At 53.0% G+C, this 14,643-nt stretch carries 8 protein-coding genes; 4 read left to right on the forward strand and 4 right to left on the reverse strand.

Annotated features, from left to right (window positions below):
• Nucleotides 1–57: 57 nt before the first annotated feature.
• The 3 genes from M0R33_RS06880 to M0R33_RS06890 form a co-directional block, all read right to left on the reverse strand.
• Nucleotides 58–2,289: an EAL domain-containing protein gene (locus M0R33_RS06880; RefSeq protein ID WP_292566965.1), complete on the reverse strand. Its 2,232-nt coding sequence runs from the start codon at nt 2,287–2,289 to the stop codon at nt 58–60.
• 73 nt (nt 2,290–2,362) lie between these two features.
• On the reverse strand, nt 2,363–3,766 hold the full coding sequence (locus M0R33_RS06885; RefSeq protein WP_292566967.1) for a PAS domain-containing hybrid sensor histidine kinase/response regulator: 1,404 nt from the start codon (nt 3,764–3,766) through the stop codon (nt 2,363–2,365).
• A 2-nt stretch (nt 3,767–3,768) separates the two neighbouring features.
• Nucleotides 3,769–6,291, reverse strand: a complete 2,523-nt coding sequence (locus M0R33_RS06890; protein ID WP_292566969.1) for a chemotaxis protein CheB — start codon at nt 6,289–6,291, stop codon at nt 3,769–3,771.
• Nucleotides 6,292–6,565: 274 nt separating this feature from the next.
• Here M0R33_RS06890 and glnE point away from each other — a divergent pair, with 274 nt between their 5' ends.
• From glnE to M0R33_RS06910, 4 genes are all read left to right on the forward strand, one after another.
• Nucleotides 6,566–9,436 carry a bifunctional [glutamate--ammonia ligase]-adenylyl-L-tyrosine phosphorylase/[glutamate--ammonia-ligase] adenylyltransferase gene (gene glnE / locus M0R33_RS06895; RefSeq protein WP_292566972.1) on the forward strand — a complete coding sequence of 957 codons (2,871 nt, stop codon included), beginning with the start codon at nt 6,566–6,568 and terminating at the stop codon, nt 9,434–9,436.
• A gap of 235 nt (nt 9,437–9,671) precedes the next feature.
• On the forward strand, nt 9,672–10,613 hold the full coding sequence (locus tag M0R33_RS06900; protein WP_292566974.1) for an MBL fold metallo-hydrolase: 942 nt from the start codon (nt 9,672–9,674) through the stop codon (nt 10,611–10,613).
• A 150-nt stretch (nt 10,614–10,763) separates the two neighbouring features.
• On the forward strand, nt 10,764–11,189 hold the full coding sequence (locus M0R33_RS06905; RefSeq protein WP_292566977.1) for a putative lipoprotein: 426 nt from the start codon (nt 10,764–10,766) through the stop codon (nt 11,187–11,189).
• A gap of 3 nt (nt 11,190–11,192) precedes the next feature.
• Nucleotides 11,193–13,016, forward strand: a complete 1,824-nt coding sequence (locus tag M0R33_RS06910; protein ID WP_292566980.1) for a hypothetical protein — start codon at nt 11,193–11,195, stop codon at nt 13,014–13,016.
• A gap of 51 nt (nt 13,017–13,067) precedes the next feature.
• Here the strand turns inward: M0R33_RS06910 and M0R33_RS06915 are convergent, their stop codons facing one another.
• A complete protein-coding gene (locus M0R33_RS06915; RefSeq protein WP_292566982.1) occupies nt 13,068–14,552 on the reverse strand; it encodes a DUF2235 domain-containing protein in 1,485 nt (494 codons plus the stop codon).
• Nucleotides 14,553–14,643 lie beyond the last annotated feature (91 nt).

Here is a 14,643-nt window from a genome sequence, read left to right on the forward strand (position 1 = left end):
GGTTCAAGGGATGAGTGGTCCGATTTCAAGATTCGCGGCGGCGAACCCTTGCCGCGCTCAAAGGGATGCTTTGATTAACGCGACAAATTCGTCCGCGCTAACCGCGGGACTTTTGTAGTAACCCTGGTAAAAATCACAGCCTTGTTCTTTAAGAAAGTTAAGCTGCGCTTCGGTTTCCACCCCTTCGGCCAGTACTTTCAACCTTAGGGTATGCGCCATGCCGATGATGGCGGAGGCAATTTCTTTATCGTCTTCCAGTTGCGGAATATCGTCGATAAACGACTTATCGATTTTCAGGATATCCAAAGGAAAGCGTTTCAGATACGCCAAGGAAGAGTAACCGGTACCGAAATCGTCAATCGCCAGGCGAATACCCAACATCCGTAGCGCGCTGAGAATCCGCACGGCTTCGCTTTCCCTTGTCATCAGAGTACTTTCGGTGAGTTCCAACTCCAGGCATTCGGCCGGAAAACGGGTTTCCTTGAGGATGTTCGTCACACTGGCAACAATATCGCCGTGTCGAAATTGATGAGGCGATAGATTGACGGCCAACCTGAGCGGCGGAACACCGGCCTCGATCCAAACTTGACCTTGGCTACACGCTTTTAATAGCGCCCATTCGCCGATCTCGCAAATCAAGCCCGTTTCCTCGGCCACGGGAATAAACTGACTGGGCGGTATCTCGCCTTCGTCGGATTGATACCAACGCAGCAGGACCTCGGCGCCAATAATCGCCCCGCTAGCGAAGTCTACCTGGGGTTGGTAATAAACCTGTAATTCCTGTTTGATTATGGCTCGACGCAATAGCGATTCCAGATTAATACGCCGCTTGGAGGCTTCGGTCAATGCTTCGGAAAAATATTTGTAATTGCCCCGGCCATCCGCTTTTGCGAGATAAAGAGCCGCATCCGCATGCTGAAGCAGCTCCTCCGAGGTCTGGCCGTGGCCTGGAAACAAGCTGATACCGATACTGGCGCCGATACGAACTTCCGCTCCGTTGGACAAATACCAGGGATCGCTTAAAGCTTCGATAATCTCGTTGGCCACCAGCGCAGCATCCTGGGGATGAGACAAGTCTTCCAGCAACAAGGCGAATTCATCGCCGCCCAGACGCGTCACGGTATCAACGCCGCGTAGCCGACTGGTCAAGCGTGCGGCTACCTGTTGCAACAACTCGTCGCCGGCCAAATGACCGAAGCTGTCATTGACGTCCTTGAATCGATCCAAATCCAGCATCAATAGCGCCGCCGATTTGCGATCGCGACTGGATACTTCGATGCAGTGTCCCAAGCGAGCACACAACAACAGCCGATTCGGCAAGTTGGTCAAGGGGTCATGGTGCGCCAAGTGATCCAGGCGATTAACGGCATTCTTGAGCTGGGAAATATCGGAAAACACACTCACATAATGCGTCACCTGTTGGTATTCGTTGCATACCGCGCTGATACTGAGCAATTGTGGATAAACCTCCCCATTCTTGCGCCGGTTCCAGATTTCGCCTTGCCAATAACCCGTGTCGTTGATGTCGGACCACATGGTCTTATAAAAACCCTCGTCCTGACGGCCTGATTTGAGGAGTTGCGGCGATTGACCTAGAACCTCATCCGCTGAATAACCGGTCAGCTGGCAAAAGGCCCGGTTGACAACCAAAATTCGGGTTTCGGCATCCGTCACCATCACCCCTTCCCGGGCGGACTCGAACATGGCCGCGGCCTGGCGCAAGTAGTCGTCATTGGCTTTTTGTTCGCTGATATCGCTCACCACCACCCGAAATAGCTGGCCATTTTCCGTCTCCGCCGCCCGGTTCATTTCCAATCGCACCCAGAATAACGCCCCATCCGCTTTGGTTAAATGTAATTGCAAAACTTGCGGTTCGCCTGTTTCCGCCAGTTTTTTTCGGTGTAGATAATAATTGTCCTGATCGCTAGCCGAAACAAATTCTGTCAGTGTCTTTTTGAGCAAGGCTTTGCGGGTAATGCCCAGCAGGGTAGTCGCCGTTAGATTGGCATTCAGGATGCTGCCGCTGTCGTTGATGGTGAGATAACCAACCGGCGCTAATTCGTATAAATCGAAATAGCTGGCCCAGGATTTCTCCAGTTCGTCCTGAGCGTGCCGGAGATTCTCATAAAGCATTTCCAGCTCGATCTGATGCACCTGTAATTCGTGCAGCAGCTTTTTATCGTCGCTTGGGGTTGTCGGCATGGCTTCCGGCTTGGCAATCAGCTGTTGTTCAGCCGCTTTGCGCAATTCCGCGACCTCAATCGCACTGAAATCTTGCCGATCAGCCATCGTAACTCTCCATCAGATGTAATGATTAAGCATCATGGTCGACAATGTTGCGATGACCACGCCGGGATATCGGCTAGACGCCTAGGGTCAATTTAAAACTAAAGCGACTCCCTTTCTCTGGGATACTGCTAACACAACACTGACTATTCATCAGCTGCAATAGCCGCTGACTAATGGCTAAACCGAGCCCGGTACCGCCAAAGCGACGCGAAATCGTACCGTCGACTTGACTGAATGGTTGGAATAGCTTGCCTGCATCCGGCGCGGAAATACCGATACCGCTGTCTTCCACGCTAAATTCCAGAACCACCAGATCCGTTTTTGCTTCAAGCATCTCCACCCTTAGCCGTATCTCGCCCTGCTGGGTAAATTTAATCGCATTACCAAGCAGATTGCTCAGAATCCGCTGAATAATGCGCCCATCGCCGACCAGGCTTTTAGGGATATCGGCGCCAACTTCAAGCGTGAATGCCAGCTGCTTTTGCAGGGCTTGCAAGGCAAACAAGCCACGCAGGTTATTCAGCATCTCAGCCAGCTCGAAAGGCACTGTTTCGATAGCCATACAACCCGATTCGATTTTCGATAAATCCAGAATATTGTTGACGATATCCAGCAAATTATGGGTGGCGCTGCTCATGTATTCCAGGTATTGATGCACTTTCGGCGATACATCCTGGCACATTATCAACTCGGAAATACCCACAATGGCGTTCATCGGCGTGCGTATCTCGTGATTCATGTTGGCTATAAACTCCGATTTCAAGCGTTCATTAGTTTCCGCTTGCAGTTTGGCCGCCAATAGCAGCTGTTCGGACTGCTTGTTTAGCGTGATATCGCTAATCACGACGCGAAACACCTCCCGGCCTTCTAGCGCTTTGGTTTGATTGGTTTCCAACCTGGCCCAGAATTCAACGCCGTCCGCCTTGCATAAATGTAACTCGGTAACCCCCGGCAAATCGCTAGTCATCAACTGCTTACGGTGCAAGTAGTATAGATCCTGATCGGCGGCACGAATAAAATCGGTAATGGACCGCTCGATCAAAGCACTGCGCGATACCCCCAGCAGCCGACAGGCCGTCAGATTGGCCTGCTGAATCACGCCCAGCTCATCCAAAGTAAGATAGCCAACCGGCGCCTGATCATACAAAGCGAAATAGCGCGCTCGCGACGTTTCCAAGGCTATTTGGGTCTGTTTCAGATCCTCGTTCTGCATTTCCAGTTCTATCTGGTGTACATGCAACTCGTGGAACAACCACTGCGCCGTTTCCGGCGAAGGCGAACCGGATATCCTCGGAACCGATTTTGAATATTTTTGCAGGGTAGTCTCGGCCTTGACACGCAGTTGTTCAGCCTGCGTCGATTGCATTGGCGCGAACGGATCTTCGATTAGCGTTACTGCTTTTTGTTGAGTATCGCTTTGCGATGCCGCGCTGTCGGGCACGGCATCCGGGTGATTTGCGGCATCTGTTTTTTTCATGCCTACCGCCCCCGCAGTTGCGCTTCCAGTTTTTTGGTTTCGGTTATATCAATAAAGGTAATCACCACGCCGTCTATCACATTGTCCTGCGTTCGGTACGGCATGACCCGCACCTTGAACCAGCGGTCGTCGCGAGTTCTGACTTGTTTTTCCACAAACACCAGGGTGCTCAGCACATCCTGCGCATCCTGATGTAATTGCGGATAATCAAGATCGGTGACGATATCGGACAGCGGCCGCCCCAGATCCCCGGCAATCAGTTTGAACAGATGCGTGGTATGGCTGGTAAAGCGACGGATATTGAGCTTATTGTCCAGAAAAACCGTGGCAATCTCCATGCTGTTGAGCAGGTTCTTCATGTCGTTGTTTACCCAGGACAGATCCGTCACCTTAGCGTGCAGCTCGGCGTTCACGGTTTGTAATTCTTCGTTCATGGACTGCATTTCTTCCTTGGAAGTGGTCAATTCCTCGTTAGTGGATTGCAATTCTTCATTGGTCGATTGCAACTCTTCATTCGAGGATTTAAGTTCTTCCTGGGAAGATTGTGCTTCTTCCCGCAGACTTTGGTTTTCTTCACGAGCTTTTTGCAACTCGTCCAGTGCGGCCTGCAGTTCGACATTCGGCGAGTGCGAGCCGCGTTTTCTGGATTTCGGCGTTGCCACATCGGTAAATGTGATCAATAGCATACCCTTTAAGGTTTCGGGTATGTCGATAGCTTGCACGGTAAGGTTGATTATTTGGCTGCCGCCGTTGGTACCTAACGTCAAGCCGGACAATACCACCGCTTCGGTTTGCTGTTGGGCCAGTCTGAGAGCGTTGGGAAGTTCATGGCGTAATCCTTCGCGGGCCATGGGGTAAATATTCAAATTAGCTTTGCCCGCGGCGGGTTCCAGGTACTTTCCGGTCCGACCGTGAATATACAGAATATCGCCTTCGGCATTGACCAATACCGCGGCGGGCGAATAGTGCAGCAATAACAACTGCTCTACCTGATGTTGCATATTCAGGATGGTTTTGGGTGCGGAGATGTCTGACTGGATCATGGCGGCGACGGGAAAGTATTTGGGCGGGAATTCGATATCCGCATAGGGCAAAGCGTGATCGCTGCGACGATACAGCCGCGAATGGCTATCGATGACTGTAAACAAGTCGGTAAAATTACTGATCGTCTCGGCATTGCCGAGCAACAAAATCCCATGCGCGGTCAGCGCATAATGAAACAGCGGCATCAGCTTCTTCTGGCACGCCGCATCTAAATAAATCAGCAGATTCCGGCAGCAGAGCAGATCGAGCTTGGTGAACGGCGGATCCATGATGATGTTTTGCTGGGCAAAAATCACCATTTCGCGGATCTCCTTGCTGATCCGATAACCATTGCCTTCGGCAACAAAAAAACGATCGAGCCGCTCCGGCGAAACATCGGCGGCGATGGCGGCGGGATAGCAGCCTTGTCGGGCTTTTTCGATCGCATCGGCGTCGAGATCGGTGGCAAAAACCTGCAATCTGAAGCGGTGCTCAAGACTGCTTTGGGTTAAGACTTCTTTAAACACCATGGCCAGCGAATAAGCCTCTTCGCCGGTCGAGCAGGCCGATACCCAAGCCCGTAACTGTTTGCCCTTGGGATATTCGGCCAGCAATGCCGGGATGGCATGACTTTTAAGTTGCTCCCATACCACAGTATCTCTAAAGAAATTGGTAACACCGATCAGCAGTTCCTTGAACAACAGATCCTGCTCTTGGAGGTTTTCGCGCAGATACCGCGCATAGTGAGAAATGGCGTCGATCTGATGCAAGCCCATGCGCCGTTCGATACGGCGATAAAGGGTGTTTTTCTTGTAGTAGGCAAAGTCGTTGCCCGTGCGTGCGCGCAACAATACGATGATTTGTTCCAGCGCGCTTTGCGACTTAAGCGCCAAAACGGGTTCGGCAAGCGCATACCCGCCGCGTCGACTTTGCTTGAGGCAGACGGCTATTTTCTCCCAAAGTGCGTCCGCAGGCGCGACAATATCCGCCAATCCCGCATCAATCGCACTGTGCGGCATGGCATCGAATTTAGCGGAATCCGGCGCTTGCACTAGCGCCAGTCCTGCATGTTCCTTGACGGCACGCAAACCCAGCGTACCGTCGGACCCCATACCCGACAAAATCACCCCAATGGCTCGCTCATGCTGATCGTCCGCCAGCGCCCGGAAGAATAAATCGATGGGTAGCCGCAAACCGCGTGGCGCGACGGGATCGAGCAAATATAGCTTGCCCTGGGCAATGGATAAATCCTTATTGGAAGGAATCACATAGACGCAGCCGGCCTTGACCTTTACACCGTCCTCGGCCTGGGCGACCTTCATCGGCGTCAAGCGCTGCAACAACTCCGGCAGAATACCTTGGTAAGTGGGGTCAAGATGTTGAATGACGACAAAACCAACTCCGCAGTCCGCTGGAACAGGAGTAAAGAATTGTTCCAACGCTTCCAATCCCCCGGCCGATGTCCCTATGGCAATAATTCTTGGTATGCTATTTGCTTTCATGGATATCGGCTTGGCGGAAGCTAACTCTGAAAAATTATGAAGATACCACAGGCTAAATCTAAACTGGCTGGCCGGGTTGCAGCCATCATTACTTAAATGCGCCGGCTATTCAAGGCTTTCAGCGTTGCTGTTGTCATCTTTAAAAACCGAACCCTCGGTTCATGTTGGCCGATGCCCTGGCGCGAAGCGAACACTATCCGAGTCGGAACAACAAATCATCTCCGCCGCGTTTTAGGTATGATTAGGCATTCACTTATTCGTATGGATATTGCCTATGAGCCTTCAGACCTTGTTGTCACAACATCGAGTGCATCTTCCGGATACGCTGCATAGCCTTGCCGAATCCATTTGCCGGCAACTGGATGAAAAATTATCAGCCGCTGATTTGACCGTTTTTGCCGACGACACTTTTGCCAATTCGGTATTGAAAGTCTGTTGCTGCAGTCAATTTGTCCGTGAAAGCTGGCTCCGCGACCCCGGCCTGTTGCCTGACTTGGTGACGAGCGGTACCTTATTTTCCAGTAACCGCAATCAATGTTATCGGCCTGATTTGCAAAATAAACCCGCCGACACCGAAGCCGCTTTGGCCAAACAGTTGCGGCAATTCCGCCGCCGGGAAATGGTGCGCATCGCCTGGCGCGATCTGGCCGGCTGGTCGGACCTGGATGAAACCCTGACGGACTTGACCGCCCTGGCGGAGGCCTGCATTCAAACCGCGCTGGATTTTTTCTACCAACAAGCCTGCAAGCGCTGGGGCACGCCCAGATTAAGCAACGGCACGCCGTTTAATATCGTGGTGCTGGGCATGGGCAAACTGGGTGCCTGGGAATTGAACTATTCCTCGGATATCGACCTGATTTTCGCTTATGCCGAAGATGGCCTGCTGACCGAGAAAAAAGAAATCAGTTACGGCGAATTTTTTACTCGTATCTGTCGCTCGCTGATCAAAATGCTGGACGAAACCACCATGGACGGTTTTGTGTTTCGTACCGACGTGCGTCTGCGTCCCTTCGGCGACAGCGGTCCTTTGATCATGACCTTCGACGGCATGGAGAACTATTATCTAACCCAGGCCCGCGAATGGGAACGTTACGCCATGATTAAAGCCCGCCAGGTGGCCGGCGACTTCGAAACCGGCAAACAGTTGGCGGCATTAATCAAACCATTCGTGTACCGGCGTTACCTGGATTACGGCGCCTTCGAGGAGCTGCGCTCCCTGAAATTCCAGATCATGCAGGAATTACAACGCAAGGATCGGCTGGACAACATCAAACTCGGCCCCGGCGGTATCCGCGAGGTGGAGTTTATTGGCCAGGCCTTTCAATTGATCCGCGGCGGCCAGGAACACGCGCTACAGCAGCGCGAAATTCAGGTGATACTTAGCGTGCTGGACGAGCTGGAGTTAATGCGGGAGGACGACGTGGCCAGCCTGAAATTCGCCTATCGCTTCCTGCGCCGGGTGGAAAACCACATCCAGCAATATCAGGATAGGCAATCCCACGATTTGCCGCAGCAAGACTTGGTACAGGAGATTCTGGCCTATTCGCTGGACTTTGAAGACTGGGACAGTTTCAAACAGGAACTGGATAAGGTTCGCCACAGCGTTCAAGCCATCTTCGACCAAGTGTTTTCACTCAGCGAACAAGATAATCAGCATCAAGCCGCCCGGCTGATCTGGACCGGCGTCGACGAAGAACAATCCCTGGTAAATTTGGTCGATTACGGTTTTGCCGACCCGCAGGCCATTTACACCGCCTTGCAGGATTTCAAAACCTCACACCATGTCAAACGCATGACCCGCAAGGGCGCCGGCGTGCTGGACAGAGTGATGCCGCTGTTAATCGACCGGGTGCCTTACGTCGAAAACCGCGACATTACCCTGAACCGCATTTTGCGCTTATTCGAAACAGTGGCCGGTCGGAATGTGTACTTATCCTTGTTGGTCGAAAATCCCGATGCGCTCACCTTGTTGATCACCCTGGCGGCCGCCAGCCCCTGGATTTGCGAATTCATGGCCGAGTATCCGATTTTGTTCGACGAATTGCTGGATCCGCGCAGCTTGTTCGAACCGCTGCAAAAAGCCGATTTATGCCGGGATTTGCAGCGCGAACTGGACAAAGTCGACAATGGCGACGGCGAACAGCTCATGATCGTTTTGCGCCAGTTTAAGCATCAAAATCTGTTGCGGGTGGCTGCCGCCGATATCATGGGCGTTGTGCCGGTGATGATAGTCAGCGATTATTTAACCTGGATCGCCGAAGCCATTCTGGAACAAGTACTGGAACGAGCCTGGCGGATACTCACCGACAAACACGGCTGCCCGCCCGGCACCCAAGCCGATAAAGCCGGCGGTTTCGCCATTGTCGCCTTCGGAAAATTCGGCGGTATCGAACTGGGTTACGCGTCCGATCTGGATTTGGTGTTTTTATATGACTGCGCGGACGGCAATGCCATGACCGGCGGCGAAAAACCCATCAACAGCGGCCAGTTTTACTTGCGGCTGGGGCAAAAGATACGTCACATTCTGGATACCAAAATGCTGTCCGGCGTCTTATACGAGTGCGACTTGCGGCTGCGGCCCAACGGCGACTCCGGTTTGCTGGTCACCCACATTAATCAATACGAAAACTATCTGCGCGACCAGGCCTGGACCTGGGAACACCAAGCCCTGGTAAGGGGCCGCTTCGTAACCGGCGATCCGGCGATTAAAGCCGAATACGAAACCATCCGAACCCGCATCCTGTCCCTGCCGCGTGATGTGGGGGCCTTGAAACAACAAGTGCGGGAGATGCGGGAAAAAATGCGCGAACATCTGGACAGCTCCGGTTCCGGTACGTTCGACTTGAAACAAAGTAAAGGCGGCATCGCCGATATCGAGTTTATCGTGCAATACGGTGTGTTGGCCGAAACCGCCAACAACCCCGCTCTGGCCACCTATACCGACAACGTACGTTTGCTGCAGGGTTTGGCCGCGCACGGCTTTATCAATGCCGATGACGCCGCGCTACTAAAAAAAGCCTATATTAGCTATCGCAACTACGGCCATCATCAAGTGTTGCAGGGTGAAAGTGCCACCGCCAGCGATGCCGAGTTCATTGAACTGCGCGCGCAAGTGGACAGAATCTGGCAGGCTTTTATGGAATAACCGCCGTATAAGATTACCGAATCGAACCGTCTCAAACCGGCTGGGTTGCAGGGTAATTTGCGACGTATTTATCGAACCACGCTATCTTCTAAAGTATTAGGGCCATTAAAGCGACGATAACAACCGTAAGTATCGACAGGTTGAGGTTGACACGTTCGATTGCGCTATGGTTTTGTAGCTAACGTTGTTGGTCGGCAGTTTTAACGCAAGCAACAGTCTTGCAGGAGTAATCGCCATGAAAACGATACACGCGGAAAATCATCGTCGTCCCCGGCAAGTATGTTTGACAGCCTTGCTTTGCGGGTTATTGTGCGGCGGCGTCTTTGCGGATACGCAGACACTGCGGTTACAAGTGCTGGGTTCCGGCGGGCCGGAGTTGTCGGACCGGCGCGCGTCCAGCTCTTATTTGCTTAGCCTGGATGGCAAAGCCAGCATATTGCTGGATACGGGGCCGGGCAGCAGCTTGCATTTCGAAGCGAGCGGCGCAAATTTCAACGACATCGACGCGGTATTGTTCAGCCATTTTCACGTCGATCATAGCGCCGACTTGCCGGCCTATATCAAGGCGGCTTACTTCAGCGGCCGGAATAGGGACTTGCCGGTATACGGCCCGGTCGGCAACGCCCTGATGCCGTCCACCACGGAATTCGTCCAAGGCCTGTTCGGCAAACAGGGCGTTTACCGCTATCTAAACGAATATCTGACGCCGACGGCAACCTCCGCCTACAAACTCAAACCGGTCGACGTCAAACCGCAAGCCGATCACGCCTATGCGATAAAATTGTCGCCCGAGATTACCCTTCGCGCGGTCAGTGTACCGCACGGACCGCTGCCTGCATTGGCTTGGCGGATCGAATCCGGCGGGTGTTCTCTTACCTTTAGCGGCGACACCAATCGTCCAGGCCCGGCCCTGACTGATTTGGCCCGCGGCAGCGACTTACTGATCGCCCACCATGCCGTTCCGGAACACGCCGGCCCGGCGGCCCTCGGTTTACACATGCCGCCCTCGTTAATAGGCAAACTCGCCGCCGAAGCAGGCGTCAAACGCCTGTTGCTGTCCCATCGCATGCAGCGCACAACCGGCAGCGAAGCCGAAACCCTGGCCAAGATTCGGGAATTTTATGCCGGGCCCGTCGAGTTTGCCGAGGACATGGCCCGCTATCGGCCTTGCCGTTGAGAATGGGCGAAAGCTGCGGTTTCCGGCTTAGCCCGGCCGGAAACATCCGCCGGCGTATTGGAACAGTAAAAGATGTTAATAATGTTAGGTAAACAGCGGTAAATATCTTTATCATGAAAGTTTATTGGATCACTTTCCCGGGAAGCCATCATGTCTGCTTATCAAGCGTTTCTACCATCCGTCCCACCATTATGTTTGTTACTAGCCTTGAATGGCTGTTCGTTTTCGCATAGTTCGGAATCCAGTTCCGATTTGGCATCTTCGCCGTCCTCAATATCCTCATCCAGAGACAGCAAAAAATACCAGGCCGATGTACTGGACTATACCTACGCCTATCTCAAATCGTCGTCCGATGTAACCGACTATAACGATTTTCAAAAAGGCCTGGCCGAAATTGCCGACCAGCACGGTATCAACGACTGGGAATCCGATCCGTTGACCTATAAGGCCATCGGTAAAGCCTTGAAAAAAGCCAATATCGAGGGTGTGGGCTATGAAACCTTCAAGAAAAATTTCGCCGACGGCGACAGCGAGAAAATGCAGCAGATTCAGGACGGCTACATCAGCCAAAAATAAGCTTTGAAAAAGCTGGCCGGGTTGTTGGCGTTGCTGTTGTTTAGCAACGCCAATGCCAAAACCTTGCACTATCTGTATATCGAAGCCAACGAAGGCACGGCCAGCGGCGGGCATGCCGCGCTGCAATTGGACGATACGGTTTTCCATTACCAATATCGGGACGGCCTGATACGCCTGACCAAAGACGACAGCGCCGGCTTCGATTTCGATTACCGTTACTTGCAAAACCGTACGCTGCGGGTTGCCGATATCGCGGTCGCCGACGAAAGCTTTGCGGTGTTGCAGGATTACTTCAAGCGGCAATTCTGGGAGCAGGATAGGCAATTCAAACAGCTGCAAACCCTGGAAAACGATACGCGCTTGCTGGACTGGTTTATAAACCTGAAAACGCCACCTCAAACCACGCCGCAAACCCACCCTCGGTTAAGTTTGCCCGCGGCCGGGCTGTTCTACAACGCCAGCGACTTTGACCAAACGCCACCCATTACCGGCGCCTGCCAAACCCAAGCGGCGGCCGACAACGTACTGGGCGCGTTGCGGCAACGGCACGGAGCCGAGTATTTAACCGAACGTAGCCGCGAGCTGACCGAGTCGATTCAACGCTTGTCGCCGTCACAGACCGACCCGCAAAACCGGCCGTCCACCTACGGCTTCTCGCAACGCTATCTGGATTTGGTTAACGCCTCCTTGGCCATTCAAGTGTTGCGAACGGCAAAACCCTTGGCCGTCGATGCCTGCCATGCGCTTGAGTCCCCGGATGGACGACTGGACAACAACCAACGGCAAAGCTTGCAACGCTATCAGCAACAACTACTGCAAAGCGCAAACGTCTTGCTAACCTCAAACCGCCCGGATTGGGGACAAGCGCTGCTGATAAGCTTGGCTCGTTTGGTAACCATAGAGCAAAGCCTGCAGAGTGGACGCTGGTTTTTTCTGGATGACTTTGAGCCACTGGCTACGACGATTGACACCGAGCAATACACTAGCCAAGCCGAGGCCATGCAGCAAAAATTTCTGGCGACTCAACGGCTCTGGCATCAACGTTGGCAGGCCTTAAGCATCGAAACAGCGCTGGATGACGCGGGCTATACCGATCTGGAAATCGCCGCCAATCAATACCGGGAATGGCAAACTAGCCGGACCCGACAGACCCTGCGTTACCAAGGCCAGCAGCGCTTGCCTTTAAAACCGTTACCGCTGCCGGCCTGGATCATTCCAAACTTATCCGACCGACAACTGCAACTGGCCTTGCAGGCCGCCCAACAGCGCACCGCGACCATGGCCGGGGCCTTGCAAGCACAGTACGCCTATGAACTTTTATCGCGAAATTGCGTGACCGAACTGTTCCACGGCATCAATCTAGCTTTGGGTTCGGAAACTGAACAGATCCTGGGCGGCCGACTGAATCCCGTCCTGCAGGTGATTCCCTTCGTGGCTTTTGCCAGTCTGAGCCAGCAAAACCCGGCCAGCCAAATCCGCTTGTTACCGTCGTTGCGCCAGCAACGATTGGCCAAACAATATGCCGAGGAATTCGCCCCCTGGGTGTTTGCCCGCGAATCAAATCTGTTGACCGCCGAGCTGTACCAATACAATCCCGACGATGCGGCGTTTCTATTTTTTACCGACGACAGCGTGTTGGCGCGACCGCTATTCGGCGCTTTCAACCTGCTGACCGGTCTTGGTCAAAGTCTTTGGGGCTTGCTGCAACTCCCGTTCGACGCCGGCGATGGGCTACATAACGGCGCGCGCGGCCTGTTGATGAGCCTGCCGGAACTGGTGTTTATCAACATTCGTAAAGGCAGTTACAAATTTGTGCCGGAGCAATAGCCCCGCCAATATAGCCACTTCGGCCCTGCTTGGCGGGTACGGTCGCGCAATTTAGAGCAGCGTTTGGATTTTTGTCCGTTTGTCCGACCAAAATACCGAGAATTTGTTGGCCATGCCGCCGCGCGCCTTGACGGCAACGCCGACAATGATCAAACCTATCCCCGTCAGCCAGGCCTCCGACCACAACAGGCTACCTAATTTTTCCAGCAAACTGTCCGGCGCAACCAATTGTCGCAATGCATATAGAAATCCTTGTTTCTGAATATCGTCCTGCATCAGCCGATACAACACAAAGCCGGAATAAGCCAGAAAGGTATAATAAATGCCATGCCGCTTGCGAATGTCGCCCCTGACCGCTTCCAGCAGCAACGGTGTTAAAACGCTACTCGGCCCGGCCGGATTAACGGTAGCCAGTATCGCGGCCGAGTTGGGATGGGGCCCGTCATTATCGACCACCTGGAAATTATTCGGCAGATTTCCCGGCGCGTAGCCGAAAACACCATCGGCAATCCGCTGGAAAGCGCTGACATGAATTTGGGGAATGTCGATATTGTTTTGCCGGCAATCGTCGGCAATGTCGCGCGGTTGATATTGATAATACACGCCGACTCCCGACCGGGAATCGTAAAGCTTGTCCAAGGCGAATTTTTGGTCCTGCACAAAGGCTTTTTGATAAGGGATAAATTGCACGCCGGCCGCTTCGGCTTTGTTGATCATCCAGTCCAAGACTACCAGCGAAATCCCTTGTTGCGGGTAACCGCCGCCGACGTTGGAATGCACGCCGGGAAACCAGACCTGCTCGATTCGCGGCTCCTGCCGCCATAACAAAGGATGAAAACTTAACCGTTCGTCATCGATGGATAGCGCATGACAGGCCTGCTTGATATTGGGGTGCAACTCGTGGTCCGGGAAGGTAAACCGAAATATCCACTTGTCCCATTGGTCGGTCGCCCAATCGAACGGCAGGCCGACGGCGTCTACCGTATCCCACACGCCGACGAATTCTATTTGCCGGTTTTGCTTGCCCGGATGCACATCAGGCGCCGGACCGCCAAAGGCGTTGAACAGACCTTTCATCAGCGGGGTATAAAACACTTTTTCCAATAACGCCGCGTTTTGTGCTCGGTAACCTTCATACAGTTGTAAAACCGCCAGCTCCAGTGCCTCGTCGGTGGGATATTTGTCGTTATCCAGTATGCCGTTATTGGTAATTAAGCCGGCCAGGGTTCTGATCGTGAAAGCCCCGCGACTGAAGCCGAATAAGTATATTTTGTCGCCCGGCACATAAACCTGTACCAAACGCTTATACAGATTCCTGACGTTTCTAGCCAAACCCCATCCGAAAGCTCCACCCATTATTTTCAAAGGTTTGAACTCCTGGGTACCGACGCCGTCGTCGTAAAAAGCGACCTGATCCGCAGGTCCATGCAGTTTGTTGTAATCAATGGCCTCATACATCTTGAAAACGTTGGTTCCGCGTTTTTTGATATTGGAGTTTCCTGTTCCGTCGGAAAGCAGGATGATATTTTTGCTCATGTCTGGCTCCTGTTTTTTATTGTTGGCTTCGGGTTGTCATCATGCTGCTAAGTTACTGTGTTCCAGGCTTTGCGCGGCTATCCTTCGATAA

Origin of the sequence: Methylomonas sp., from assembly GCF_023228165.1 — a bacterium.
Lineage (GTDB): Bacteria > Pseudomonadota > Gammaproteobacteria > Methylococcales > Methylomonadaceae > Methylomonas.